Source organism: Mesobacillus jeotgali, assembly GCF_900166585.1.
GTDB lineage: Bacteria > Bacillota > Bacilli > Bacillales > Cytobacillaceae > Mesobacillus > Mesobacillus jeotgali_A.
On sequence record NZ_FVZC01000008.1, the window covers coordinates 97,972 to 124,702 of the forward strand.

General features: G+C 43.5%; 25 protein-coding genes. 17 read left to right on the top strand and 8 right to left on the bottom strand.

The genetic code is table 11. The features are described 5' to 3' along the window. Window positions 1-217: 217 nt before the first annotated feature. The 4 genes from ypfJ to B5X77_RS05820 all read left to right on the top strand — a co-directional run bounded on the left by ypfJ (window position 218) and on the right by B5X77_RS05820 (window position 2,726). On the top strand, window positions 218-1,066 hold the full coding sequence (gene ypfJ, locus B5X77_RS05805; RefSeq protein ID WP_079506078.1) for a KPN_02809 family neutral zinc metallopeptidase: 849 nt from the start codon (window positions 218-220) through the stop codon (window positions 1,064-1,066). Between the two features lie 264 nt (window positions 1,067-1,330). Continuing rightward, window positions 1,331-1,828: a cupin domain-containing protein gene (locus B5X77_RS05810; protein ID WP_079506080.1), complete on the top strand. Its 498-nt coding sequence runs from the start codon at window positions 1,331-1,333 to the stop codon at window positions 1,826-1,828. Window positions 1,829-1,982: 154 nt separating this feature from the next. Then, window positions 1,983-2,330, top strand: coding sequence for a DsrE/DsrF/DrsH-like family protein (locus tag B5X77_RS05815; protein WP_079506082.1), 348 nt, complete (start codon window positions 1,983-1,985; stop codon window positions 2,328-2,330). A gap of 15 nt (window positions 2,331-2,345) precedes the next feature. After that, window positions 2,346-2,726 carry a peroxiredoxin family protein gene (locus B5X77_RS05820; protein WP_079506084.1) on the top strand — a complete coding sequence of 127 codons (381 nt, stop codon included), beginning with the start codon at window positions 2,346-2,348 and terminating at the stop codon, window positions 2,724-2,726. Window positions 2,727-3,004: 278 nt separating this feature from the next. Here B5X77_RS05820 and B5X77_RS05825 read toward each other — a convergent pair whose 3' ends face one another. Beyond that, complete coding sequence (locus B5X77_RS05825) at window positions 3,005-4,261, bottom strand: GGDEF domain-containing protein (RefSeq protein ID WP_079506086.1); 1,257 nt, start codon at window positions 4,259-4,261, stop codon at window positions 3,005-3,007. A 256-nt stretch (window positions 4,262-4,517) separates the two neighbouring features. Here B5X77_RS05825 and B5X77_RS05830 point away from each other — a divergent pair, with 256 nt between their 5' ends. After that, window positions 4,518-5,393, top strand: a complete 876-nt coding sequence (locus B5X77_RS05830; RefSeq protein ID WP_079506088.1) for an SGNH/GDSL hydrolase family protein — start codon at window positions 4,518-4,520, stop codon at window positions 5,391-5,393. A 38-nt stretch (window positions 5,394-5,431) separates the two neighbouring features. Here the strand turns inward: B5X77_RS05830 and B5X77_RS05835 are convergent, their stop codons facing one another. Then, window positions 5,432-5,809 carry a VOC family protein gene (locus tag B5X77_RS05835; RefSeq protein ID WP_079506090.1) on the bottom strand — a complete coding sequence of 126 codons (378 nt, stop codon included), beginning with the start codon at window positions 5,807-5,809 and terminating at the stop codon, window positions 5,432-5,434. A 276-nt stretch (window positions 5,810-6,085) separates the two neighbouring features. Between B5X77_RS05835 and B5X77_RS05840 the strand changes: the two genes are divergently transcribed. Then, window positions 6,086-6,619 (top strand): sigma-70 family RNA polymerase sigma factor, encoded by a 534-nt coding sequence (locus B5X77_RS05840; protein ID WP_079506092.1) that lies wholly within the window; start codon window positions 6,086-6,088, stop codon window positions 6,617-6,619. Continuing rightward, window positions 6,597-7,583 (top strand): DUF4179 domain-containing protein, encoded by a 987-nt coding sequence (locus B5X77_RS05845; protein ID WP_079506094.1) that lies wholly within the window; start codon window positions 6,597-6,599, stop codon window positions 7,581-7,583. The genes B5X77_RS05840 and B5X77_RS05845 overlap by 23 nt, the downstream gene beginning before the upstream one ends. Before the next feature lie 3 nt (window positions 7,584-7,586). Here the strand turns inward: B5X77_RS05845 and B5X77_RS23235 are convergent, their stop codons facing one another. Continuing rightward, on the bottom strand, window positions 7,587-7,736 hold the full coding sequence (locus B5X77_RS23235) for a hypothetical protein (protein WP_176167249.1): 150 nt from the start codon (window positions 7,734-7,736) through the stop codon (window positions 7,587-7,589). A 15-nt stretch (window positions 7,737-7,751) separates the two neighbouring features. After that, window positions 7,752-9,413: an SWIM zinc finger family protein gene (locus tag B5X77_RS05850; protein WP_079506096.1), complete on the bottom strand. Its 1,662-nt coding sequence runs from the start codon at window positions 9,411-9,413 to the stop codon at window positions 7,752-7,754. Between the two features lie 213 nt (window positions 9,414-9,626). Between B5X77_RS05850 and B5X77_RS05855 the strand changes: the two genes are divergently transcribed. Together B5X77_RS05855 and B5X77_RS05860 are read left to right on the top strand one after the other, a co-directional pair. Then, window positions 9,627-10,319: a response regulator transcription factor gene (locus B5X77_RS05855; RefSeq protein WP_079506098.1), complete on the top strand. Its 693-nt coding sequence runs from the start codon at window positions 9,627-9,629 to the stop codon at window positions 10,317-10,319. After that, window positions 10,297-12,531, top strand: a complete 2,235-nt coding sequence (locus tag B5X77_RS05860; protein ID WP_079506100.1) for a sensor histidine kinase — start codon at window positions 10,297-10,299, stop codon at window positions 12,529-12,531. The genes B5X77_RS05855 and B5X77_RS05860 overlap by 23 nt, the downstream gene beginning before the upstream one ends. On the opposite strand, the gene B5X77_RS05865 is transcribed toward B5X77_RS05860, so the two are convergent. Continuing rightward, entirely contained in the window at window positions 12,528-13,397 is an 870-nt protein-coding gene (locus B5X77_RS05865; protein ID WP_079506102.1) for a hypothetical protein, read from the bottom strand. The two genes, B5X77_RS05860 and B5X77_RS05865, sit on opposite strands and share 4 nt — an antisense overlap. Window positions 13,398-13,597: 200 nt before the next feature. On the opposite strand from B5X77_RS05865, the gene B5X77_RS05870 reads away from it, so the two are divergent. Then, window positions 13,598-14,803, top strand: coding sequence for an MFS transporter (locus B5X77_RS05870; RefSeq protein WP_079506104.1), 1,206 nt, complete (start codon window positions 13,598-13,600; stop codon window positions 14,801-14,803). Between the two features lie 73 nt (window positions 14,804-14,876). On the opposite strand, the gene B5X77_RS05875 is transcribed toward B5X77_RS05870, so the two are convergent. Beyond that, window positions 14,877-15,245 carry a cbb3-type cytochrome c oxidase subunit I gene (locus tag B5X77_RS05875; RefSeq protein WP_079506106.1) on the bottom strand — a complete coding sequence of 123 codons (369 nt, stop codon included), beginning with the start codon at window positions 15,243-15,245 and terminating at the stop codon, window positions 14,877-14,879. 239 nt (window positions 15,246-15,484) lie between these two features. Between B5X77_RS05875 and B5X77_RS05880 the strand changes: the two genes are divergently transcribed. Both B5X77_RS05880 and pgmB read left to right on the top strand, forming a co-directional pair. Next, window positions 15,485-17,776: a glycoside hydrolase family 65 protein gene (locus B5X77_RS05880; RefSeq protein ID WP_079506108.1), complete on the top strand. Its 2,292-nt coding sequence runs from the start codon at window positions 15,485-15,487 to the stop codon at window positions 17,774-17,776. A gap of 302 nt (window positions 17,777-18,078) precedes the next feature. Then, the gene (pgmB, locus tag B5X77_RS05885) at window positions 18,079-18,747 is read left to right on the top strand and encodes a beta-phosphoglucomutase (protein ID WP_079506110.1); all 669 of its coding nucleotides are present in this window, start codon (window positions 18,079-18,081) and stop codon (window positions 18,745-18,747) included. A 185-nt stretch (window positions 18,748-18,932) separates the two neighbouring features. Here pgmB and B5X77_RS05890 read toward each other — a convergent pair whose 3' ends face one another. Further along, on the bottom strand, window positions 18,933-19,994 hold the full coding sequence (locus B5X77_RS05890) for a hypothetical protein (RefSeq protein ID WP_079506112.1): 1,062 nt from the start codon (window positions 19,992-19,994) through the stop codon (window positions 18,933-18,935). A 175-nt stretch (window positions 19,995-20,169) separates the two neighbouring features. On the opposite strand from B5X77_RS05890, the gene B5X77_RS05895 reads away from it, so the two are divergent. Next, a complete protein-coding gene (locus B5X77_RS05895) occupies window positions 20,170-21,072 on the top strand; it encodes an NAD(P)/FAD-dependent oxidoreductase (RefSeq protein WP_079506114.1) in 903 nt (300 codons plus the stop codon). Between the two features lie 56 nt (window positions 21,073-21,128). Here B5X77_RS05895 and B5X77_RS05900 read toward each other — a convergent pair whose 3' ends face one another. Further along, window positions 21,129-22,664 carry an FAD-dependent oxidoreductase gene (locus B5X77_RS05900; RefSeq protein WP_079506116.1) on the bottom strand — a complete coding sequence of 512 codons (1,536 nt, stop codon included), beginning with the start codon at window positions 22,662-22,664 and terminating at the stop codon, window positions 21,129-21,131. 180 nt (window positions 22,665-22,844) lie between these two features. Between B5X77_RS05900 and B5X77_RS05905 the strand changes: the two genes are divergently transcribed. The 4 genes from B5X77_RS05905 to B5X77_RS22985 all read left to right on the top strand — a co-directional run bounded on the left by B5X77_RS05905 (window position 22,845) and on the right by B5X77_RS22985 (window position 26,565). Beyond that, window positions 22,845-24,179 carry a UDP-glucose dehydrogenase family protein gene (locus tag B5X77_RS05905; protein ID WP_079506118.1) on the top strand — a complete coding sequence of 445 codons (1,335 nt, stop codon included), beginning with the start codon at window positions 22,845-22,847 and terminating at the stop codon, window positions 24,177-24,179. A 69-nt stretch (window positions 24,180-24,248) separates the two neighbouring features. Continuing rightward, window positions 24,249-24,725, top strand: coding sequence for a Cys-tRNA(Pro) deacylase (ybaK, locus tag B5X77_RS05910; protein WP_079506120.1), 477 nt, complete (start codon window positions 24,249-24,251; stop codon window positions 24,723-24,725). 173 nt (window positions 24,726-24,898) lie between these two features. Beyond that, window positions 24,899-25,996, top strand: a complete 1,098-nt coding sequence (locus B5X77_RS05915; RefSeq protein ID WP_079506122.1) for a PRK06851 family protein — start codon at window positions 24,899-24,901, stop codon at window positions 25,994-25,996. 59 nt (window positions 25,997-26,055) lie between these two features. Continuing rightward, complete coding sequence (locus B5X77_RS22985) at window positions 26,056-26,565, top strand: transporter (protein ID WP_373887800.1); 510 nt, start codon at window positions 26,056-26,058, stop codon at window positions 26,563-26,565. Window positions 26,566-26,731: the final 166 nt, after the last annotated feature.

Here is a 26,731-nt window from a genome sequence, read left to right on the forward strand (position 1 = left end):
TGGTGCTTCTGCTTTTTTTGACCGATACGACAAGAAGAGAGAAAAAACTTCTGGTTTTTTGAAATGATTTACATGCCTTTAGTCTGCTGGAAAATATAACTACTGCAAAAAGATTAGTTGAAAGGCAATTAAATCGCGTCATAGCGGGTATAACACTAAGAAAATCATTAAGTATGTCCAATCAGTGTTTATTATAAAGCAGGGAGGAACCTTCAACATGCAATGGAAAGGCAGAAGAGCGAGCACAAATGTGGAAGATAGAAGAGGAATGGGCGGCGGAGGCATGCTCATGGGCGGAGGCCTTGGCGGTATTATTCTATTGGTGATCATGACATTCCTTGGCGGAGGCGATATGGGGGATGTTGTTAATAATATGACCAATGGCGGGAACCAGTCTCCTGCACCGTATGAGCAGACAGCCGAGGAAGAAGAGGCTGCCCAATTTGTTTCGGTCGTACTTGCCGATACAGAGGAAGTGTGGTCAAAGGTTTTTGCTGAACAAGGGATGGAGTATCAAGAACCGACCCTTGTTTTGTATTCAGGCAGTGTCCAGTCAGCATGCGGAATGGCTGGGTCACAGGTAGGACCGTTTTACTGTCCTGGTGACCAGAAGCTTTATATTGATTTGAGTTTTTACGAGGAACTGCAGACTAAGTTCCAGGCTCCTGGTGATTTTGCGATGGCTTATGTGGTTGCACATGAGGTGGGTCACCACGTACAGACATTGCTGGGAACAAGCGATAAATTGAATTCACTCCGCGGTAAGCTGGACCAGACGGAATTCAATAAATATCAAGTCCGTTTTGAGCTTCAAGCCGATTATTTGGCAGGTGTATGGGCGCATCATGCTCAGGGGATGGGAGTAGTTGAAGAAGGAGACCTTGAGGAAGCTATGAATGCTGCTAGTGCAGTCGGAGATGATACTATTCAGAAACGCTCCCAGGGTTATGTCGTTCCTGAAAGCTTCACACACGGTACATCGGAGCAAAGAAAGAGCTGGTTTAAAAAAGGCTATAAAGCCGGAAACCTTGAGCAGGGAGATACGTTTAACACCAGAGAATTTTAGGTAGAGATAAACATAGGTCTGCTTTGCCGATGCCATCATTGTGGGTGGCACTTCACTTTTAACAAACCGCTGTTTCGTAAAGATTTTTGTTGAAATCCTAAAGCCGATTTTAACGTGATAAAAGTCATTTTGCAGGTCTGTACTAAGTTGGCAAGCGTTATTTTTGTGAAGGAACCCAGATAATTCCATCCTATTTTGTAGTGAATAGCAACAAAGTTTGAGAAAAGAGCCTAACAAACTTAAAAGAAAGGAACAGATTCCACAATGGGAACACAAATACAATCGTTTTTTGCAAAAGATACCGGTGATATTCCTAACAATCCAATATTGCCGGTCATCGTCTATCAGGGTGTTTTTGACGATAATCTTAGCCTGGATGAACAATTCGAGCAGCATAATTGGACAGGTACATGGACAGGTGACATTTACGATTACCACCACTATCATACGAATACCCATGAAGTACTTGGTGTTAAATCAGGGAGCGCAACCGTACAAATCGGCGGGGACAGCGGAGAACGGCTAGAGCTTAAAGCTGGTGATGTAATTGTACTGCCGGCCGGAACAGGTCATAAGAAAATCGACAGCAGCCAGGATTTTGCCGTCGTTGGCGCCTATCCAAACGGCAGGAGTCCTGATTTGCAAACAGCAGACCCTGGCACCAGGGCACAGGCAATTGCCCAAATCAAAAATGTGCCCATCCCGGAAACTGATCCGGTGTATGGGGAAACAGGACCCCTGCTTCATAAATGGGTGAAATAATGAAGAATGAGACAGCAGCATCTTATTGGATAGGAGGCTGCTGTCTTTTTTATGCCTTTCTTAAATACCATTATGGGTATATAATGATAGTAACCCATTGACTGGGCAAAATAACTTGTTGAAGCAAAAAACGGATAGAAGGAAGGTCAGGCCGATGGCTAAAAAGAAGTTTGTATACTTCGTTTCCTTGAGTTCTAATGTTCCTTTTGTCTTGAAAAAAGCCCTGCAAAACGCAGAGGAGGAAAATGAGGTTGCGATTTTCTTTGATTTGGATGGTGCGAGGGTCCTGGATAAACGTTATTTAAAAATGATGGAGAGAACTCACAATATTGATTTGCAAAGACTTATGCAGCAGGCGATGGATATGGGGGTCAAGTTTTTTGGCTGTCAGATGAACGTACTGATCGCCCATGGACTCGAGCTTGTTGAAGGAGCTGCACTTTCAGGGGTTGCAACATTTTTAGAGACCGCCTACCAGGCGGATGCAGTGTTAAGTTACTGATGGAGGTGAAGGACTATGGAAAAAAAGAAGGTAGTAGTTATGGCTTTGCATGATGAATTGGAGTCTGCCTATCCTCCTTTGAACGTTGCAGTTGGAGCTGCTTCATCTGGAGCAGATGTCATTCTTGCTTTTTCCCGCAAAGGAGTGAATATCCTGGATAAACGGTATGTATCAGTCCCATCTGAGGACCTGGAATATTTGTCAAACGCATTGAATGACTTTGGAGTGTCTTCTGTCCACGATCTTCTTGAAATCGCTGTGGAAATGGGTGCCCAGCTGTATGTAGTTGATTTAGATGTAAATGATGATTTTGAGTTCATCCATCCGGCCGAACAGGTACCGATTAAATGGTTATTGAACGAAGCAGCATCCGCAGATTTATTTATGCATTTTTAGCTAGGATGTAATCTATCGTGCAGATTCAGACAGGATTGAGATGCAATGAATGAAAGCTGTCAAAAAAACCCCGTTATTAAGACAAGCTTGAGGTGCAATACAGGAAAGCTGTCAAAAAAACCCCGTTATTAAGACAGGATTGAGATGTAATGCATGAAAGCTGTCAAAAGCCCTTTATTAATACAGGTTCTTTGTAAAGCCGTAAATCGTTCCAAATAGTATGCGTCTGGTCTGCAAGCAAAAATAAAAAAAGACAGAGATATGAGTTCTCTGTCTTTTTACAAGACACTGACCGGGGTGTCCTGGGAAAGTTCGTTCTTGAAGGTGACTTTATTTTTGCCGTGTTCCTTCGATTGCAGCAGTAGCTGGTCTGCGTAGATATAGCCCTTTTCCATGGAAGTATATTGATTTAATTTAAAGTAGTACAGTCCAAAGGATGAGGTGATCGTGACTTTATGCCTGCCTGATTGATAGTCGACTTCCACGGAGCTTGTTTCGACTCCATGACGAATTTTTTCGACGAGCTCGACCGTTTGGCTGAGAGATCTGTTCCTTAGGATAATGGTGAATTCTTCCCCGCCGCTGCGGAAGACGTAATCGTTAACTGATAAATAAGATTTAAGAGTGTTGGCAAAATGCTGAATTACGCGGTCACCCACAGCATGATTATAGGAGTCATTGATCAGCTTGAATTTATCAATATCCGCAACGACGATACCGATTGTCTCACCAGACTGGTTCAACTCTGACATTTTTTTGTCCATGAACGCTCGGTTGGGAATGCGAGTCAGGAAGTCTGTATAGGCCATGTGTTCGAACTTGTCCCGTTCGATCTTGGTTTTGATGCTTTGTGATTTAGAGTGGAAGGATCGGCTCACAAGGTAATTGAGGATGAAAAGCCCTACAACCATCTCCCATTTCTGTTCCTCCAGCAAAAGCAGCAGCAATCCATTCGTGAACGCTGTTTTCCCAAGATCAAGCCAGTTATTGCTGTCCCGGAAAAACTTAACTGCCTGCTGGATGCTTTTGATTTCTCCCATGATATAAAAGGCTGTCGATAGAAAAGTATATGAAATCAATGTCGTAATCACTGTCAGGATGCACATCAGGATCCAGAATCCAAATGGAATATTCTCGAACAGCGGATAGCCCCATTGGAAAAGCAAATAGCCAATGGAGTAGATTAATGCATGTGCGCCTATATTGTAAAATGTATCCCAAAATTCATCTTCATCAGCTGTTTTGGAACTTTTCCTTGAAAAATAAACTGTGAAACGAAAGATCGTCTCAAAAATAAAAAGTCCAATAGGGCCAGCGAATATCCCAAATGATAAGCTATAGCTAATTCCATAGTCGAATTTCAAAGCCCCGTTTTGTGCTGTAATCCTCAAGTGATTGTAAAGAGTCGAGAATAACCAGTATATAAATAAGGCTATGAAAAATGTGTTTTTATCTAACGTAAAAACACCTAGACCAAAAGCAACGGCAATAGCAGCAAAAAATAATGTAAAATCATATACCCTAGCTTTCAGCATAGGCAAAATTTCCCCTCTCCCAAACTCTACCACCTAATTTTATCCTAATTATAAATATAGTTGCAAAGTAATTTTTTGATTTGTGCAAATTTTTGTGCTATTTATTTGTCAGTTGCATATCATAAAACGCTATAATGAAATTAAAGTAAAACAGTACAAGTAAGCAGCAATTATAAAGGGGATTTTCCAGAGTCTGTCGAATATTACAGAATATATTCAGAATATTTAATTAATAATAGATGGAGAGGGGTTATACATGGAATATCTATTTGTCGGGATTTTAGTGTTTTTATTGACAGTGGCTGTAGATTTAATACTATTTTATCAGCGGAAGAGCAAGGTGAAACAGCTGCCTTCCAATAATCCACAGGCTTTTCTGGAAAAAGGCCTTCGCCATGAAGGAAAAAAACTTGTTGCTGTAATTGGCGGCGATGCGGTCCATGGTAACATCAGCTACAATTTTGTTGATGACGCTGCCAGGAGGCGGAGCTGCCATAACTATCAATTCATCAATGCAGGCGTGAATGGGAGTACGGCTTATGATGTTTTGCAGCGCCTAAACGGTGTGATTTCCTGCCAGCCGGATTACGTGGTGATCCTGGTCGGCCTGAACGATGCCATCGCTAAAATAGCCCCTGATTTCGCCAGGAAAAACATAAATCTTGCAGAGCAATTAGAGAAGCCGTCATTGCTGGTGTACGAAAAGAACCTCGCTTTAATAGTATCCAGGCTGAAAGCAGAAACACATGCAAAAATCGGGCTGCTGTCGCTGCCGGTAGCTGGTGAAAATCTCTTTTCAAAAGCGAATAAGGAAATCGATCAGTATAATGAGGTCATCCAAAAAATCGCGGAAATAAATAATGTCTCATATTTGCCATTTAACGAAAAGTTAAAAGCTTATTTAAAGAGCAAAGGTCAAACGAGGGGCCGGTCATTGAAAAACAGCAAGAAACTGTACGAGAAAGCGGTCATTGAGCATTTCGTATACGGATACAGCCTTGATCGTATATCGGTCAGGAATGGATACTTGCTGCTGACGGATGGCATTCACCTGAACAGCACTGCAGGGATGATGGCCGCCCATCAAATCGAGCTATTCTTGAAGAAGAATGAATTGAAGGCTATTCAGTAAAAGGATACTGCTTTTGATGGCAGTATCCTTTTTATTTTTTAAAAAGTAACCTCTGACATAAATGCATGAGTATTATCTTCCGTATCCTTAAAGAACACCATCCATGTCTCTGTATGGCTGATTTTAGCAACAACATGCGGCTCTCCAACGAAATTCACGTCATTTGACAGAAGCTCTTCGTATTTTGCCGTCAAATCTTCCACTTTAAAGTAAATCACAGAGCTGGGATGGGCGAATCGCTCATTTTCCGGAAGGCTTAACATGAGCCTTACTCCCTCACAGTCGAAAAATGCCATAGTATCCGTATTGAATAATAGGGTAAGTCCTAATTTTTCCTTGTAAAAATCAGTGGCTCTTTCAATATTTCTAACAGGAATGCCAATTTGGGCAACGTTTTGGATTGGATTTGGATGCATGACCAGGCTCCTAATAATGTTTTTTCAGAAGGGTATTGAGAACAAAGTCAATGGACCTAGGATTATAAGCGGTGGAAAATGACCCATCTGATAGCTTCTTAATTCTGGTTGTTGGTCGCAAATTCCTTCTCTTTACTGGAAAAATATTCTTCCTCTAGTTTTCACCAGCAGGTATCACAGTTTAAAATGAATCCTATAGTACTCGAAAAATATAAAATAATCTTTGAAACTTTTTTAACCCTGATTGTGCTCTAAAGAGTGAAAGGAGGTCAGCAAATGAAAGAAGAGAAGCTTGTGAAAAAAGCAATCAAGGGAAATGCCGGTGCTTTTGAAGAGCTGTTGATGTTACATAGTGAGCGACTATACCGTACCGCTTTTTTATATGTGGGGAATAGGGAGGACGCCCTTGATATTGTCCAGGAAACCTCTTGTAAAGCGTTCCTTGCAATAGGCCAGCTAAAGAAGGAAGAATACTTTTTAACCTGGCTGACGAGGATTTTGATTCATTGCACGTACGATGTTTTGAGAAAAAGGAAAAAAGAAATGCCAGTCGAGAAATTGATTGAGCTGCCCGTGAGCAGCGAACATCAGGTTGCGGAGAGCCTGGACTTAATAGAGGCGGTGTCTATGCTAAAAGAGCAGTATCGGTCCGCAATTATCCTGTTTTACTATCATGACATGCCGTTGAGTGAGATTGCCAGAACGATGGACATTCCTGAGAATACCGTAAAAACCTATCTGCAACGAGGGCGAAAGGAACTGAAAACTAGATTGGGAGGTGTACCGGATGGAAAAGAAAATGTTTCATGAACGTATGAATCAGATAGAGGTACCCCAGGAGGAGGTCCTGAAAGCAATCCAGGATGGGGTAAGGAAAGGAAACTCCATGAAGGCAAAGAAAAATTCACAATTTAGAGGTCTTGGAATGGCAGTCGGAGCTGCTGCAGTCCTTTTCATTTCGTCGAGCGTTATGATCCCATCGGTTGGAAAAGTGATGGCGGATATTCCTTTGCTGTCAAAGCTGTATGAAAATGACAAAGTAGCGGAAAATCTCGCTTCTCAGCAATTGATTACAGAATTGAACGAAAAGGCAGCATTTGCTGGTATAGATGTTACCGTAACGGAGGCCTACTATGACGGGGCGATGATCGGCGTCAGTTTTGATGTGAAAGGAAACGTGAAGGGGGAAGAGGACGAGATTTATGCATTCTATGAAATCTTTGACCGGGACTCGAATATAGAAGAAACAATGGAATTGGTCAAACTGGTGCCGACTGAGGACGGCTACATGGGCCATATCCAGTTAAGCTATCCAAGAGCGGAATTGCCAGCAGAAACAACTTTGCCATTCAATATCATTGGAATTGGCGAAGTCAATGACAACTGGAAGGACGAACAGGGGAAATGGAATTTTGATGTTCCTATTAAACAGCTTCCATTCGAAACAGTTGCGCTTGGACAGGCAAGTGAGCTTGGTGATTATAAAATCACATTCGAAAAGTTGATCACCGGGAAATCTTCGACAGCCATTGACTATACACTGAGTTATCCTGAAGAAGACCAAAGAATGATGCTCGGGGGGCTTTTTGATGATAAGGGTAAGCACATAACTGGCGGGACATCAGATTCAAAATTGGAAAAGAAAATTAAAAATGGAAGAGTGATTGAGAAAAGACGAATCACTCTTCCAGTTGTACCGGCAACAGATTTCATAGAGGTCCGTCCTGTATTGGATTCAGGAGAGGAAATGGATTCTATCAAAATCGTTTTCTAAAAATTATGGTGCTGGGCAGTATCCAGCACCATTTATTTTTTGTCTGTATTTCAACGTCGCTATCTGCCCGACCTGGCCTGTTCCAGTCAACTTGAATTCTGCAGGTGGTGTGTCTTCCAGAAAAAACGGGATTTCTTCGCTGATCAATTTCATGATGGCCCCAACCTGTTAATTTATTTTATGCAGTTCATCCAAAAACGCCGGACGCCTTGGATATTTGCTTTTGAGCTCCCCAATCAGTTTGCGGCTGTTTGTTTCGCCGCAAACTTTTTTATATTTTTTGATGTCCTTACAGACTGCTTTATATTTATTCCGATCGGAAGCATGTTCGGCATCGCTCATGATCATTTTTATAAATAGGCTGTTGACTTCTGACAGATGGTTTTCGATAAGGTAGGGATATAATTCAACGATACTGGAGGGGTTCACTTTAACATATTCCAAAATGTGATCTACCAATTCTTCCTCTGTGATAATCGTTAAATATAAGCCCCGGCTATGGCCCTTTCCTAATTCCGTAAGCAACTTCTCGAAAACACCTTGCCAATCCTCCGCGCTATACAGTTTCTTTAACCTTTCATAGTCCTTATATTCATTATATTTAGTGACCAATTCATAAGCCAGGCTTCTCTGGCGATCCATGTCACCCATCTTTTCATAAACCTGATAGCGATAATCCTTCCACCTATGGATCAGGCCAGCGTAAGACGTGTCCTGTTGTTCGCCATCAAAACAAAGTTGCTCAGCCTTTTTATAATCCTGGCTGTCCATGGCTCGCTCGATTGCTGTTTCTCGGAACTTACTGTACTGCAGATTTTCCTTAATGAATGCTTCTACAATACTTTCTTTGGTATCAGAAACCTCAAGCAGCTTCAATTGCAGCTCTTTAATGCTTTCCGCTGTATGCTTCCAGCTCTCATCCTGAGGCGCATTCTTTAAAAGCTTATCCAGTTCTTTTTCCAATGTTGTTTTTAGTTTATGGTCTTTGCCAAATGGAAGAATCGCGTCAAGCAGGTCAAAACGCCATTCATCCCACCCGTCATACCGCTTGTTCTTTGCTTCCTTCAGCACTACTTTGAAAATTTCCTTTTGCTCTTCAGGTCTAAGCTCATTCAATCCTCTTTCAACTGCACTCTTGATCACTTTTATCGTCTTCCGGGTAACAAAGTTGATTTCACCTCCGGAGTCGTCTGCGTACTGGGTCATCGCAACAACAGGCGGCATAACTTCAATTGCGAGATTCACAGCCTGAACATAGCTGCCGCGTTCGAGTTTCTCTTCAGCATTATCAAGCACCATATAGGCTCCCTGCATTGCTTCAGTCATCTGTCTCCAATGAATGAATCCGCTGCTTTTAGCCCCTTTAATATAATCCCTGATCAGAGCTTTTGCCGTTGTGATTTCTTCTTCCGGGGAGGCGTACCTCAGCAGCAGCTGCCTCTCAATTTCCTCATTGTTATTGGTAAATTGAAGAATGATTGACACCAAGTCCTCCTTTGATTCCTGCATGAGCAAATGCCTTAAGTCTTCACCAGGTTCTTCAGGAGCGAGGTTTTCCTCTGGCTGTCCATCCCTTAACACAAAGAAAACGGCCGCCTGATGCTTGCATGTTTCACTCCAGTCATAGGGACAACTGCAGCTCGCTTGCTTGATTCCATCATTACCTTCGAGAAAAATCTCCACGATATAGGATTGTGAACCGCTGACAGTGGCCAGTACTCTATTAACCTCTGCATGGCGTAAATCCTTCACTGCCCCCTCTTTGAAAAGCTTGTGTCCGCGTTTTAAAATCACCGGTTCCAGGAAACTTACGAAATCTGAAATCTTCATTCGTCAACACACCGCCTCATCCATTTCTTCCATACTACCATTCCAGCCAAAAAATTACCTTTCCTCTCAGCCTCCATAAAAATATATAATAGATTCACACACTGCTTTTTCCAATATTAAGAAAAACTTAAGATTTATCGTCAGTGAATATTAAGGTTCACTGCCTAGAATAGAGGATATCAAAGCTTGCCTGTAAGGGAAGGGGGTTCATACGTGGAACAATACAATGTGCTCGTTGTTGATGATGAAAAAGAAATACGTGATGCTATTGAGATTTATTTGAAGAATGAAGGGATCAAGGTAATCAAGGCTGCGGATGGAATCGAGGCAATCGAGAAGCTGAATGAGCAGCCTGTTCATTTAATCCTGCTCGATGTGATGATGCCTCGGCAGGACGGGATTACGACGACCTTCCGAATTCGGGAGGATAAGAATATCCCAATCATTATTTTGAGCGCTAAAGCAGAGGATACGGACAAAATCCTCGGGCTTCAGGTCGGTGCTGATGACTATGTGACAAAGCCTTTCAATCCGCTCGAATTGATTGCGAGAGTGAAATCACAGCTCAGGAGATATGTCATGCTCGGTACATATGAAGGGAAGGCAAAGATTATTGACCTGAATGGCCTGACACTGGACCAATCTTCAAAGGAGGTCACTGCCCATGGCGAACCGGTAAAATTGACGCCAATCGAGTACAAGATCCTCGAGCTGCTGATGACAAACGCCGGCAGAGTGTTCTCCATAAATGATATTTATGAGCGTGTATGGAAGGAACCGAGCTACAATGCCGAAAACACAGTAGCGGTTCATATCCGCAAAATTCGCGAAAAAATAGAGATTGATCCGAAGAATCCAAGATTTTTGAAGGTGGTGTGGGGGATTGGATATAAAATCGAAAAGTAAGTATTTGTTTATAATTTGGGTGCTTTTGCTTGCATTTGGACTAAGCGGCCTGTTTTCGCTCCTTACAAATGGCAGCCGGTATATGCAGGGTAATTATTTTGAATCGGATGAATATAACTCGCAAATGAATCAGTTTATTGCCATGCTGAATATGTATGAACTTTATAAAATGCCAAAAGAAGAAATGAAAAAGCAAATCACCGTTTCAGATGAGGAAATTGAAGAACATCGTATGAGGTATGGCAATCTCGGTGACCAGATTTCCAATATCGGAATGCAATATGAAGATCAGATACAGGCGGCAATCGATTCAGGAAACAAGGCCGCTGAGAATGTTCTTACGAAGGAAAGAGATGGAAAGATCGCGGACATCACTGAAAATTTCAACAGCGATGAATATGTCCGTTCTAAAATCGTGAAAGAAAAAGAGAAGAAGGTAGATGAATTTTTTCGGGACCTGGAAGAATACAGCCGTGAATTCAATTATCTTGGGCAGGCATATAAATATTACCTGAAGGACAACTCAACAGGAGAAGTCATTACAAATCTTAGTCTATCAAAAAATGAAGAATCAGCGTCCGACTTCCTAAACAAAAAAGACATGTATTATGTGCTGGATTACGCGGGTTTGGAGAAAAGCTACATGTTCACTGGTTATAATGAGAACTTCCTTCCCTATAATGAAGTAGTTGAAGGGATCCTGGAGAACCAAAAAGACCGGGATATGACCGGCAAAATTGGGTTATCCAGGCATGCTTCTGAGAAGCATAGCGCCATCATGAATTACAAGGACTATCAGAAAGGGCAAAAGCTCTTTATCGGTTACCTTTTAGCAAGTATCGCTGCATTGATTGCGAGCTCTTTCCTGGCAAAACGGAAACCAGCCACGGTGTTTAGCTCATTCGAACAGCTGAAACCCATCTATCGTAGGATTCCGCTTGATATAAGAGCGGTATTGCTTTTAGTAACTGGTCTTTTCCTGTTGCTGTTCATGACGCTCGTCAGTGAACAATTTGTCTATTACCACTCAAATATATTGGCTTCACTTCTTGAGATGATCATCAGCCTTGTCGCTGCAGCTGCATTGCTGGCATTTGGCTTGATCCAGCTGGAGTTCCTGTCAGATTATCGGAAGGATTGGCCGAGGCTGAAGGAAGAGTTGAATGATAGTCTTTTAGTGAAAAGCTATCATGCGTTGCGGGATGCATTTATTTTCAAAAGCATCGGCTTCCAGTTGATCATCCTGCTTGGCATTGTCTTTATGCTGGGAATGCTCTTTGTGGCGGCACTTGTAGAACAAGGAACCTTAGTGGTTGTCCTTATGGCTTTTACAGTAGCTGCTTTGCCAATCTTGATTTTTTTGATGAGAAAAGCAGGCTACCTTAATAAAATCATCAAGAATACCGAAGAACTGGTCAAAGGAAATCTGGCTGCTGACATTCCTGTAAAAGGGAAATCGGTGTTTGCGAGACATGCGGAAAACGTCAACGCACTTAGGAATACCGTGAAAGTCTCTCACAAAGAACAGGCAAAAAGTGAGCGCCTAAAGACGGAGCTGATTACTAATGTGAGCCATGACTTGAGGACTCCGCTGACATCCATCATTACGTATACAGAGCTTTTAAAAACACCTGATCTTGCTCCGGAGGACAGGGACTCCTACATTGAAATTCTTGACCGAAAATCAAAGCGGTTGAAGGTTTTGATCGATGACCTATTCGAGGCAACGAAAATGGCCAGCGGCAATATCGAATTGAATAAGGAGAAGGTCGACCTTAACCAGCTGCTGCATCAGGCACTGGCCGAACATAATGAGGCGCTGAACCAGTCGTCCCTTCAACTGCGGGTATCACAGCCGGAACATCCGGTTTATGCCTTTGTTGATGGGCAAAAGCTCTGGAGGGTATTCGATAATCTCATCGGAAATATCCTGAAGTATGCATTGGAGAATACGAGGATTTATATTTCCGTAAAAGAAGACCATAACCAGGCTGTGCTTACCTTTAAAAATATTACGAAATACGAATTGGGCGACGATCTGGAAGAGCTATTTGAGCGCTTCAAGCGGGGTGATCAGTCCCGTCACACAGAAGGGTCCGGTCTTGGTCTGGCGATCGCTAAATCGATTATCGACCTGCACGATGGCACGCTTGATATTGAGGTCGATGGCGACCTGTTCAAGGTGACAGTAATTCTTGGAAAACTGAATTAATTCATGATACCCCCTTTACTCTGCAGAGGGGGTTCTTGCTTTTTTCTGATTTTCAAAAATAAAAATCTTGCAGTAAAAACCATGACTGCATGGAAAGTGATATTCCAGAATTTGTTCAATCGCAATTTCAGAAGACCGGTTTGTTCGAGAATCAGATCCATACCGATTGAGCTGATGAACATTATCAATCTGTACAGTATTCCGCTTTTTGAAGAGTTCATTAACAGGAATATAGCCCGGATTAAACTGTAGAGGGGAGCAATGATAAAATGCTCACGCCATGAATGATATTTTCCCCGTCCAAACCGGACCTGTCTGCCAACGGCTGAAATATATAGAAGTGTAACCTCGATAACTTGAGTTGACAGGTATTGGGCAATGACAAGAACCCATTCTTTTCTCGCATTCAGCCCTTTGTAAAACCAATCGCTGATAAAAAAATAGATATTCATGAAGAACACAGTGTAGCTGGGTCTCCACCAATGAGCTTTATAGATTTTTAAGTGATGAAAATAGCGCTCTATTACATAATAAATGAGCGTGCATCCAAGCTTCCAGTAACTGTTCTTTCGATAAATGGTCAAAAGGGTAGCGGTAATAGGAACATATAACGCCTGGGAAAAAATAGCGCCAAGAATCTGATCATGCGCCCGTTTTTTTAGAATGTATGGTTTATATGAATAGCCTTTGAACAAATTAAGGACCGGATATTCAAATAGAAATGCCATTCCAATATTGGAAAGCAGGAGTATCCATATATTCTTCTGCTGGCTTCTTTTTGCGAAAATAAAAAAAAGCAAAGTGTGAATCACAGCCAGCAGAAGAAAGGGTATAGAATTTTTTTTAACGCGCCTGTTTTTCCTCATGATACACTCCGCCTTTTTATGGATGTATCTATAATGTTCGCTTATTCTTAGAAATTATTTACTATCACCATCTCTGTAAACTTTCGGCATGACTAGTGTAAAGACAAGTGGTAATATAGAGAAGCAATAAATATTAATATGTTAAAACAAACAATTTTAGGGAAACTAATTGTATCGCGGGATTGTCGCAGGAGGGTTTTATGAAAAAGTCAGAGGAGATATCAGAAAAAAAACTGCTCGGGATTGCTGGATTAGGCTGGATGTTCGATGCGATGGATGTAGGAATATTGTCCTTTATCATTGCAGCACTTCAGGTAGACTGGGGACTTACAGGTAAGGAAATGGGATGGATTGGCAGTGTGAATTCCATTGGCATGGCTGTCGGTGCATTTGTGTTTGGATTGCTGGCAGACCGAATCGGCCGCAAAAATGTCTTCATTATCACTTTAATACTTTTCTCTGTTGGCAGCGGAATATCCGCAATGGCCACTACGCTTTCATTCTTCTTACTGCTAAGGTTCTTTATCGGTATGGGACTTGGCGGAGAATTGCCGGTGGCATCTACACTAGTTTCAGAAAGTGTACCAGCTGAAAAACGCGGTCGTGTCGTCGTCCTGCTTGAAAGCTTCTGGGCAGCAGGCTGGCTGATCGCAGCGTTAATTTCGTATTTCGTCATTCCGAAATTTGGCTGGCAAATGGCTTTGATTCTTAGTGCACTACCGGCGTTGTATGCACTGTATCTTCGTATCAATCTGCCTGATTCACCAAGATTTCTGGCAGTGGCCAAGAAAGAGCGGCTTACAATGAAGGAGAGCATTGCTGAGGTCTGGTCGAGGGAACATGTCAAGAAAACAGCAATGCTGTGGATTCTCTGGTTCAGTGTCGTTTTTTCCTACTATGGCATGTTCCTATGGCTGCCGAGTGTAATGGTCATGAAAGGCTTTACCTTGATTAAGAGCTTCCAGTATGTATTGATCATGACACTGGCCCAGCTTCCGGGGTATTTTACAGCAGCCTGGCTGATCGAAAAAGCAGGAAGAAAGTTCGTCCTTGTAGTCTATTTAATTGGAACTGCCCTGAGTGCCTACTTCTTTGGCACGGCAGATTCGCTGGCACTGCTGATTACAGCAGGGATCCTGCTGTCATTCTTCAATCTTGGTGCATGGGGAGCGTTGTACGCCTACACACCTGAACAATATCCAACAACCATCCGCGGTTCAGGAGCAGGAATGGCCGCATCCTTTGGCCGCGTCGGCGGAATAGTCGGACCGCTGATGGTACCATATCTGTTAGCGCAAAACTTATCGATTACCACGATCTTCACGATTTTCTGTATATCCATTCTGATCGGTGCCGCCGCTGTTTTTTTCTGGGGTACAGAGACGAAGCAGAAAGAGCTGGCATAGAAAAAAGTTCGCCTTTTGTGGAGGCGAACTTTTTTTGACATTATCTTATACCAGAATTAAATAATGCACTGCATTAAGACTTTACATTTTTAAAAACATTGATAAGAAAAAGAATTCCTCCCAGAACGACTACAAGTGAACCAACTATTGCAAATGATGTGAAAACCTCGTTTTTTGTTAGAATTGACAAGCTGATACCGCCTTGCATGACTGGAATACCGATGTTATGAAGCCAGAAGTGAGTGCTGGCTAGCCTGCTGTTACCGGCTGCAGGAAAAAGATAATAGATCGTTCCGAAAAGGGCCATTGAAACCCATCCTAGCAAATTCAAGTGTGCATGCACTGAACTGAGTTTAAAATCGTGTTGTATCCCCATGATAATCCCTAAAATAATGGCAATGACAAAATAAACAACAGCTACTTTTAAAAAGCGAATGCCCATATGTTCCCCTCCTTTAAGCAGTTCTTTCAGATTATATAAATTTGGTGAAAGTTTATTACATATTGACTATAAAAATTTTAAATGCATAAAGTTATGCCATTTCACCTGGAATTGTGATAGTAAAATAATAATAAGTTAAGCATGACACAAAAATATCACCTTTGTTTTAGTCATTTTTGCGGAAAATCATGATATAATAGTGCAAACGTTTGTACAACTTCTAAAAGGGAGATAAAGCTATGAAAAGATTATTTGGAATTAATAGCTGGAAGATCGTCGAAACGGACTTGCATAAAGAGGATTTCCGCCTGGCTGAAAGTATCATGAGCCTCGGTAATGGCCATATGGGGATGCGCGGGAATTTTGAAGAAACATATTCAGGAGACTTCCATCGCGGATCTTATATTGCTGGTGTCTGGTTCCCGGACAAAACACGTGTAGGCTGGTGGAAAAATGGCTATCCACATTATTTTGGCAAAGTCATCAACTCCACGAACTTCATCGGAATCAAAGTATATATTGACGATGAGGAATTAGATCTTCACAACGCAGAAGTAAGCGATTACTACCGTGAGCTTGATATGCAGCATGGTGTCTTGACACGCAGATTCACGGTCGTCCAAAACGGCAAGGAAACAGAAGTAGAAGCAGTGCGATTCCTGTCAGTAGCTGACAAGGAACTGGCCGCTATTCGTTACTCTGTTACTGCCAAGAACTATAATGGAAACGTTACCTTCGTTCCTTATCTTGATGGAGACGTCCGTAATGAAGACTCCAATTATGATGAGGATTTCTGGTATGAAATCAGCAGGGAAGCTGCAGATTACCGCGGCAGCCTTGTGATGAAGACAAAAGATAATCCTTTCGGCACGCCGACTTTCCAGGTAGCGACAACTATGCAAACGGTTGTCAACGGCGATGTGTCTAAGGTTGAAGTGAAGGAAAAAGCAGAATACGTAGAAAATGTCATTGAAGTGAAAGCTGAACAGGGACAAACTGTAACCCTATATAAATATGTCGCTGTTACCACCGACCGTGACTATGAAGCAGGCGAATTGGTTTCAAGAGGTCGTGAAGTGCTTGATCGTTCGGTTGAAAAAGGTTTTGAAAAACTATTAGTAGAGCACAAAAATGGCTGGCTGAGCCGCTGGGAAATCGCTGATATCGAAATTGCCGGTGATGACTCTGCCCAGCAGGGAATCCGTTTTAACCTGTTCCAGTTGTTCTCTACTTATTACGGTGAAGACTCCCGTTTGAACATCGGGCCTAAAGGTTTCACAGGTGAAAAATATGGCGGTGCCACTTACTGGGATACAGAAGCTTACGCAATTCCGCTCTATCTTTCTACTGCAGAGTCAGAGGTTGCACGCAACCTGCTGGTCTATCGCCACAACCAGCTTGACGGCGCTTACCATAACGCGAAGCAGCAGGGGCTGAATGGTGCACTTTACCCAATGGTTACTTTTACAGGCGTGGAGTGCCACAATGAGTGGGAGATCACTTTCGAGGAGATTCACCGTAACGGCGCGATCGCCTATGCAATTTATAACTACGTGAATTACACTGGAGACAAAGATTATCTCCACGAATACGGCATTGATGTGCTCGCCGGTATTTCCCGTTTCTGGGCGGACCGCGTCCATTTCAATAAGTCCAAGAATGTTTACATGATGCATGGCGTAACGGGTCCGAATGAATACGAAAACAATGTTAACAACAACTGGTACACGAACCGTATCGCTGTATGGACACTGAAATACACGCTTGAAGTCATCGATTTCCTTAAGCAGAATGGCCATGAGGCACGCCTTGCAGGCCTTGAGTTCTCTGCTGAAGAACTTGCAAAATGGCAGGATATCATTGAAAGAATGTACTTCCCTTATGATGAAGAAAAAGGTGTCTTTGTTCAGCACGATACATTCCTTGATAAAGATTTAATGACGGTCGATGAGCTTTCAGCAGAAGATCGCCCAATTAACCAGAACTGGTCATGGGATAAAATCCTGCGCAGCTGCTTCATCAAACAAGCGGACGTGCTTCAGGGCCTATACTTCTTCAACCACGAGTTCACAGAAGAAGAGAAACGCCGCAACTTTGAATTCTATGAGCCGATGACGGTCCATGAATCTTCACTGTCACCAAGCATACACGCAGTACTCGCTGCAGAGCTTGGCATGGAAGAAAAGGCGTACGAAATGTACAACCGCACGGCGCGCCTCGACCTTGACAACTACAACAACGATACAGAAGACGGCCTGCACATCACAAGCATGACCGGTGCATGGCTGGCCATCGTCCAGGGCTTCGCAGGCATGCGCACAGCAGAAGGCACGTTATCATTCGCGCCTTTCATCCCGAAAGCCTGGGATCAATACAGCTTCAACATCATCTACCGCGACCACTACATCAAGGTAGAAGTGAACCAGGAAAACGTCGTCCTGTCACAGCAAGGACCAGAACTTGCATTGAAGCTTTACAGTGAAGACGTAACTATCCCTGCAGATGGCGAGCTTTCTGTAAAATTGAAATAAGTTGATGAAGAGAGATCTTTAGGGAAGCCTGAAGGTCTCTCTCATTGGTGAGGTTTTATGGACATTTTGGAGAGTAAAAGGGATGTCTAAGAAAAGTGATTTAATAGACATTTTGGTGAGCGTGAAGGATCGTAATGTCTAAGAAGAGTGGTTTAATAGACATTTTGAAGATCGTTAAACCTCGAAATGTCCAAGAAAGGTGATTTAATAGAAAATTTGGAGAACGTAAAGGCTCGAAGTGTCTAAGAAGCCCACATGAGTCCTTATTAAATTGCATGAATCATAATGAAAGGAGTTTGACGATGACTAGACCACTAAAAGCATTCATTTTTGACCTTGATGGGGTCATTACGGATACTGCGGAATACCACTTTTTAGCGTGGAAGGCGCTGGCTGAGGATTTGGGCATTACTTTTACCCGCGATGATAACGAGGAGTTAAAAGGAGTGTCCCGGATGGATTCTCTCGAGAAAATTCTTGAGCTTGGCGGCCGCACTGAGGATTTTACAGCTGAGGAAAAAGACGCTTTGGCTGATAAGAAAAATGATCATTACTTGACATTAATCAGGAATATCACACCAAATGATCTTTTGCCTGCGATCAAGGAATTAATCACCGATATTAAGGCCAAGGGTCTAAAGCTGGGCCTGGCATCCGCAAGCAAGAATGCATTTACTGTGATGGAATCTCTAGGGATGAAATCTGAATTTGATATCATTGTTGATGCAAAGACTGTCGTGAACGGCAAGCCGCATCCTGAGGTTTTCCTTAGAGCTGCTGAAATGCTTGGCGTTGAACCGGAGGCGTGCATCGGTGTCGAGGATGCAGCGGCAGGTGTTCAGGCAATTAAAGCTGCAGGCATGTTCGCTGTTGCTGTCGGCCCGAAGGAAAGCTTTGAGAATGCTGATATCATCTATGCAAGCACTGCTGAGCTTTCATTTGATAAAATTGTTGAAGTATATAATGGTTAAAACTCTTGAACCCAGTCGCAATAGTGCGGCTGGGTTTTTACTTTTTTTGGATAACTAAGAGATTATCTCGTCTGAATGAGAGATAAGTGGCTTTTATTGAGAGATTATAAAGGTTTTCCGAGAGAATATTACTTTTTACCGAGAGATTATTGATGTTGATTGAGAGATTAATCATAAAAAAGCGATCACTCCGGAAGTGACCGCTTTACTTCACGATAAAAAGCATCTGGTTCATCGACATTGAGGACAATCCTATTCACTTTTCGCTTCAATCCATAGAGAAGATGGACATCTTGAGGCTCATGGAGCAGGATTTCGAACATTGGCTTTTCCTGAACCAAGTCTGGCACCCTGGCATCAAAGAGTTCAGCTTGTTCTTTGGAGCTGAATTTTTCTGGGCCCTCATAGTGTTTTATGTCCTTTATATTATCTAGGGGCAAATATATCATTTTTGAAAAGCCTGTCTGCAGTAATAAGTGGTCTTCAGCCAACAGAAACGGGGTCAGGCGAGTAGCCTGGAGCTCAGCCAACATGAAAAGGATACCGTAAATATTCAAAAATAGCAGGATATAAGACACAATCGGATTCCAGTTGTGCAGGAAGTAGTGCAGTCCAACGGATTCGATGGCAATAGCATGGATGATCATGATATAGACTGCGTTCACGCTTGTTTTTTTATGATAAGTAAAAGCCAGGCCATGATCGATCTCCACTTTCTTTTTCCATGAAAAAAGAGAGTAATGGAACATGGAAAACTCGGTGACAAGAATGTTTGCAGCATGATTGTCGGGCAGGTTTGCTTCAAAAGCCTTGCGAATGTTGGAAAGGAAAAAGGAGTTTCGTCTGGCCAGCCTTTTATATTCCTGAATCAATTTTGGCAGCTTCGTGATTACGGTATAGGCAATATACAGTTCAAACAGCAAAAATGCGCCTTCAGAAGCCATTAATAGATAGGGAAGGAAAGAATATTGTGATAGATGCTGTTGAGGAACGATGAAGTACGCGGCCGCAAAACCTGCTAGGATGACGATTCCCATATATTTAAGTGAATACCTTTTACGGATGATCAGGAAGTAAGTCAACAGAGGCAAAATGATTAGCAGGTCAAGCAGAGAGCCAATGACAGCACCTTCGGGAATTGGGCCAAACATGGTTGTACGGTAAAGAAAATAATTAGTTGCGAGAATCAAAGAGGCTAAAACTACGAAAAGAAATAATCTTGGTTTTTTCAAGACACCAATTGTCATTATTAACCACCTCAACCTAATTATAAATGATTTCATACTGTGAAAGTAGTAAATTTGACAGCTTTGACAAAACTAGTGTTTGTAAAAATAGTTAAAAAACGTTTGCCCGGATTATCCGTCCTTTAACAGGGAAATATGCTACTATGGCAATTTTTTAAAAAGGACGGTGTAGTGGATGTACGATTGTTTAATAGTTGGGGGCGGGATTGCCGGACTCCAGGCGGCCATTCAGCTTGGGCGATATGATCATAAGGTAATGGTGCTGGATGCTGGGGACGGCAGGTCGGCGATTTGCCAGAGCTACCATAATATCCTGGGCTACCCGGATGGTGTCAGCGGGCCCTACTTAAGGGATGTCGGCCGTAAGCAGGCTTCTCAATATGGGGTAGAGTTTATGATTGGCAAGGCAGAGGCTGCCCAGAAAACTGCGGATGGCTTTGAAGTTAAGGACGGAAACGGGAACACGTATAAAGCCAGGACGTTGCTTCTCGCAACAGGTGTTATGGACAGGATCCCTCCTTTTCCGGAACTGATGCCTACCCTGGGAATCAGTGTGTATGTATGTCCTGATTGTGATGGGCATGAGGTGAAGGACAAATCCACAATTGTAATGGGGGCAGGTACAGTCGGCGCCAACATGGCACTGACCTTAAATTACTTTACCGATCAGCTCACATACGTGAATCACGAACAAACAGAAGTCGATGAGGAAAAAATGCTTTTGATGAAAGAAAAAGGCATCAGGTACTTCGAGGGGCCAATTGAAAAGGTACTAGCCGATGGTCCGGATTTCAGGGGAGTGCAGCTCACGAATGGCGAGCAGCTGACTTCAGAGCGGGGGTTCATCGCCTTTGGAGGAAATGAAGTAAAGTCACAGCTGGCACATCAGCTTGGCGTGGAGCTTCATAAAAACAAGCATGTATTGGTCGATCCGCGGACTAAAATGACCAATATTGAAAAGGTGTGGGCGGCAGGGGACCTTGTAGCCCATTCCGAGCAGACAACAATTGCGATGGGAGACGGCATGCAGGCAAGCATCTGGATCCATAAGACCCTTATAGCGGATAAGGAAAAATAACCTTTATTAGAACTTGAAAAAGAAGCCGCCATTCGGTAAGGAATGGCGGCTTCCCTTTATTCTAAATCCACTCTTTCCAATGGCAGCTCTGCAGGCCCTTCTACCACATCTCCTTTGTAGGAGAAGCGTGATCCATGGCAAGGGCAGTCCCATGTCCGTTCTCCGTTGTTCCAGTTAAGTTCGCAGCCCATGTGGGTACAGGTAGTATCTACTACGTGCAACTGTCCGTTTTCATCACGATACGCTCCGGCTCGTTTGCCGTTAACTGTTACGACGGCGCCTTCATCATTATCGAGGCTCTCTGGACTGGTCGATGGCCGATCCAGTTTTCCTTTAACCAGTTCCTTTGCGACGAGGGCATTGTCAGCAACGAAAGTCGCCACATCTGGTTTTGCATGGAATCTTTGCGGTTCGAAAACGTCCACATACGGATTGTCTTTCCTAAGGACAAGATCGGACATGAGCAGCGCAGCGTTAATGCCGTTGCTCATTCCCCATTTTCGGTAGCCTGTTGCAACAAAGATGTTATCTGTGCTCGATGAGTATTTGCCGACGAAAGGAATTTTATCAAGCGTAGTCGGGTCTTGTGCGCTCCAGCGGAAAGGGATCTCCTTAACGCCGAACGTCTGCGCAGCGAACGCCTCGAGTGCCTCATAATACTGGTGTGTATTATCATCCTGTCCGGTGATATGGCTGTCTCCGCCAAACAGCACCAATTTCTCGCCATTCCAGTCTGTATACCTTAGTGAGCGAGTCGGCGTCTCGGCATTGATATACATGCCGCCCGGGAACTCTTTTTCGGTCCTGACAGCAAGCAAATAAGAACGATTGACTTGCATCCTTGAAAAAAAGAAGCCTTTTAAATCGTAAAATGGAAAGTGTGTGCTGATAATCATCTGGTTGCAATGGACCTTATGACCATCTCTTGTCGTGACCACAGGCTCGGATCCTTCTTCCATATCAACGGCGGTTGTATTTTCGTAAATTTGGCCGCCCATTTCTGTAAAACGCTCCACGAGATGCTTTAAAAATTTTAGCGGATGGAACTGAGCCTGGTTCCGCATGACAACGGCTGCCATCGCTTCGACTGGAATCGGCACTTTGGAAACATACTCACTGCCCACCACGCCCAGCTTCTCATAGGCCTTGAATTCCTTCAGGAGCTTTTCCATTTCTTTGTCGGAATTGGTATATAAATAGGCGTCTTCTTCGCTAAAATCACAATCAATCTGCTGTTCTTTCACTAGATTTTTGACAAATTGCATGGCATCATAGTTTGCCTGATAGTAGAGGCGCGCCTTATCCTCACCAAAATGGCTGATCAGTTCGTCATAAATCAGTCCATGCTGGGCTGTCACCTTTGCGGTTGTATGCCCTGTAGTGCCATTCAAAATTTTGCCGGCTTCAATCACGGTTACTTTGGCACCAGCCTTAGCCAGCAGATAGGCAGAGGTCAACCCTGTAATCCCGCCGCCTATAATCGCTACTTCTGTCTTCAGGTCTTCCTGCAGCTTGGGGAATGATGGCAGTTCCGCCGTTTTACGCCAGTATGGTTCAGGGAAACGAGGCAGCTTTGAAGTATAATCGTTCATCAACAATCCTCCTTAAACGTCTTCATAATAACTAATTTTTCCTGAAATAGTGAAAATCATGCTACTTTTCCTTTTACCCACTAAAAATATCCATAGACAAGTTTTTACCAAATTGAGCGGATTCACCAAGATCGTGGATTCAGCATGATAAAATAAGTATAAAAAAGTATGGAGGCCAATATGGAAATCACAGTTTTTGGGACAGGCTATGTTGGTCTTGTCACAGGTGTTTGTTTTGCTGAAATAGGCCATAATGTCACTTGTTTCGATATAGATGAAAATAAAATCAATACTCTTTCTAAAGGGAAGTGCCCGATTTATGAACCAGGTCTGGAAGAGATGCTTAAAAGGAATCTTTCTGAGGGAAGGCTGAACTTTACATCGGAGTCAAAGAAAGCTTGTCATAAGGCAGATTACATTTTCGTTGCGGTTGGTACGCCTGAAAATGAAGATGGGTCCGCGAACCTGGAATACCTGGAGGCTGCGATTGCCGAGATTGGGATGAATTTGATCAGAGATGCAATCATTGTCATTAAGAGCACTGTGCCTGTAGGGACAAATGAACGGATTCTTAAGCTTTTAAATGAAACTATTGAGAGTGAGTTGCGGGTAAAAGTCATTTCCAATCCTGAATTCCTCCGAGAGGGTTCTGGAATTCTCGACACCTTCCATGCGGACCGGGTTGTCATCGGCACGGATGATCCTGATGCGGGCAGTGCAGTGGCAAAGCTGTATAAACCCTTTGGCCGCCCGATTCTACAGACTGATGTCCGCAGTGCAGAGCTCATCAAGTATGCGTCCAACGCCTTCCTTGCGACCAAAATCAGTTTTATCAATGAAGTCGCCAACTTATGTGAACATACTGGTGCCAATATCGAGGATGTGGCTAAGGGAATGGGCATGGATGAAAGGATTGGCCGCCAGTTTTTAAAAGCCGGGATTGGCTATGGAGGCTCATGCTTTCCTAAGGACACCAAGGCGCTGGAAAAACTCACAGAGTACTATGATTATGATTTTAAAATCCTGAGGTCAGTCATTGAGGTGAACAGCAGGCAGAAGCAGCAGCTTTTTTATAAAGCGAAGGAAATGTTCGGGAGTTTTCAGGGGAAAAGGGTGGCAGTGCTGGGACTTGCTTTCAAGCCACACACAGACGATATCCGAGAAGCACCTGCCATCGAGCTGATTGCCAGGCTGCTGGAAGAGCATGCGGACATTTCCGTTTATGACCCGGCTGCTTCGGGCAATGTTGAAAACCTTTTTGGCAGCTTGCTTTATTATGCTGATCAAGTGGATACTGCCATCAAGGGAGCGGACGCGGTGTTCATCCTGACGGAGTGGCCGCAAATCATGCAATATGATTTGGAACGGTTTCCTTTATTGATGAGGCAGCCTATTGTTTTTGACGGCCGCAATTGCTATGACCTAAAGCATGCAGAAGCAGCAGGATTGACGTATATTTCAGTCGGCAGGAATGCGGTGAATGTCCATGCCAGCCTGAAGGGTCTCAAGTATTGATGGTCATTTTACCTGACTGGCAGTATAAGGTAAAATAAACCTAAACACCTCAGTTCAGGGGGGACAAGGATGGCTAAGGTTAAAACGAATGCGATGCGGATTCTCGATACACAGAAGGTGCCGTATGAAATACTTACTTATGACTCAAATGATGGAAAAATTGACGGTGTGTCTGTTGCTGGCAAAATTGGCCGCGAAACAGCACAGGTCTACAAAACGCTTGTTGCAGTGGGGGCAAGCAAGAATTTATATGTCTTCGTCATTCCGGTTGAAGCCGAGCTCGATTTGAAAAAGGCGGCAAAGGAAGCAGGCGAAAAGAAAGTGGAAATGCTCCCGGTCAAGGATATCCAGAAATTCACCGGCTATATCCGCGGCGGATGTTCACCGATTGGTATGAAAAAGAACTATGCTACATTTTTGGATGAAAGTGGAAAGGAACTGGAGACCATCATAGTTAGTGCCGGTAAAATCGGCTATCAGATTGAACTGTCACCCGAGAGTTTACTTCATGCTTCAGTTGGAAAATATAGCAATTTGATAAAATAGAAAAACTGTACCCTGTACAGCAGTCGCACTAAAAACGTCTGCTGCACAGGGTCTTTTTTTGTTCTCTTTAAAAAAGCTAACTAGGCATTCACCCAGCGTCAATCCCTTGCATATAGTAAGGGGGAAGTGGAAAACTTGCCGTTAGCGTTAACGGCTGGAGGGAGTGCGTTTATATGGCAGGAAAAATCCTCAACTATTTTGCCGGAGGCAACACGGCCCGCGGTTTTTACAGCTTGTATGATTCAAGCTTGCAAGGCTTGTCACGTTTATTCATCTTAAAAGGCGGTCCCGGAACAGGAAAATCATCGCTCATGAAAACAATAGGCAATGAATGGCAGAAAAAAGGCTATGATATTCAATTCCTGCACTGCTCGTCCGATAACAAATCAATTGATGGTGTATTAATCCCAGACTTGAATGCCGGTATTGTGGACGGCACGGCACCGCATGTCATTGAACCAAAGGCACCGGGGGCAGTGGAGGAGTATGTCAACCTTGGCGAAGCATGGGACTCAGGGAAGCTTCAGGAGCATAAGGAAACAATACTTGAGCTGAGTGAAAAAATCAGCAGTGCTTTCAATACGGCATACAGCCTTTTTGCTGATGCATTGAGGATTCATGATGAATGGGAAAAAATCTATATTGAAAATATGGATTTTGAAAAAGCGAATGATCTGACAAACAGATTGATCGAGAAGCTTTTTGGCGACAGCAGGTCAGCAGCTGGAAAAGGGCGGGTGCATGACAGGTTCCTTGGTGCCGCCACACCGGCTGGAGCGGTTGATTTTGTGCCCAACCTGACAGAAACAGTGGGTAAAAGATACTTCATCAAAGGCCGTCCTGGATCTGGGAAGTCGACCATGCTAAAAAAATTAGCCGCAGAAGCTCATTCCCGAGGTTATGACGTAGAGGTTTACCATTGCGGTTTTGATCCGCACAGCCTTGATATGGTGATCGTCCGCGAGCTGGATTTCGCCATTTTTGACAGCACTGCACCACATGAATATTTCCCCGAAAGAGAAACCGATGAAATCATCGATATGTATTCAGAATTAATCAATCCGGGTACGGATGAAAAATATGAAACAGAAATCAAGGATGTTGGCGGAAGGTATAAAGCCAAAATGAATGAAGCAATCGCTTCACTGGCCCATGCAAAAGAACTGCGTGATCAATTGGAAGCAATTTATATCAAAGCCATGGATTTTGCAAAGGTTGATGAAATCACAGGCCTGATAAAAAAAGAATTTGAAAGCCTTAGTGCCAATTAGCACCAAACTGGGCACTTTGCATACATTACATGGAATACATCTAGAGAGGGGATATGAGTTTGCATAACAATAACTTCTACCCGTATGGACAAAACCAGCAATTTGAAGAAGACTACGATATTTTTGAAAATGACTATTACCATCAGCAAGACTTGAGAACCTTTGGAGGATTCCCGGGAGGTGGTCCTGGCGGTTTTCCAGGCCAGGGTGGAGGCATTCCTGGCGGTGGATTTCCTGGGCAAGGCGGCGGCATTCCCGGCGGTGGATTTCCGGGTGGCGGACCAGGTGGATACCCTGGTGGGGGCCAGCAGGCAGGAAGCCCGCCAACAACACCGCCGCCAGCTTTCGTGCCGCAAGAGCAGGTGACTGCTTTTGCTGTCGACCCAGGCGCCATTAGAGGGTGTATGTACCGTTTTACGTACATCTGGCTGATCGATGGCAGAAGTTTCTGGTTCTATCCAATCTTCCTGGGACGCAATTCAGTCGCCGGCTGGAGATGGAGCCGCCGTCGCGGATGGGTATACTACGGCATGGATCTGAGACAAATCCGGTCATTCAGGTGCAGCTAGAATCAGAGCTTTTAAAAGAGGAGCATGCAGCTTCTCTTTTTTTACTGGAAAAAGTCAAGATTTTTTTCCAATTCGCGGAATGAGGGCAGAAATTAGCGGAATTAATCGTGGTTTTCGCGGAAATCCATTCAGTTTTCGCGGAATTCCCCCGTCCGAAATCCAACTC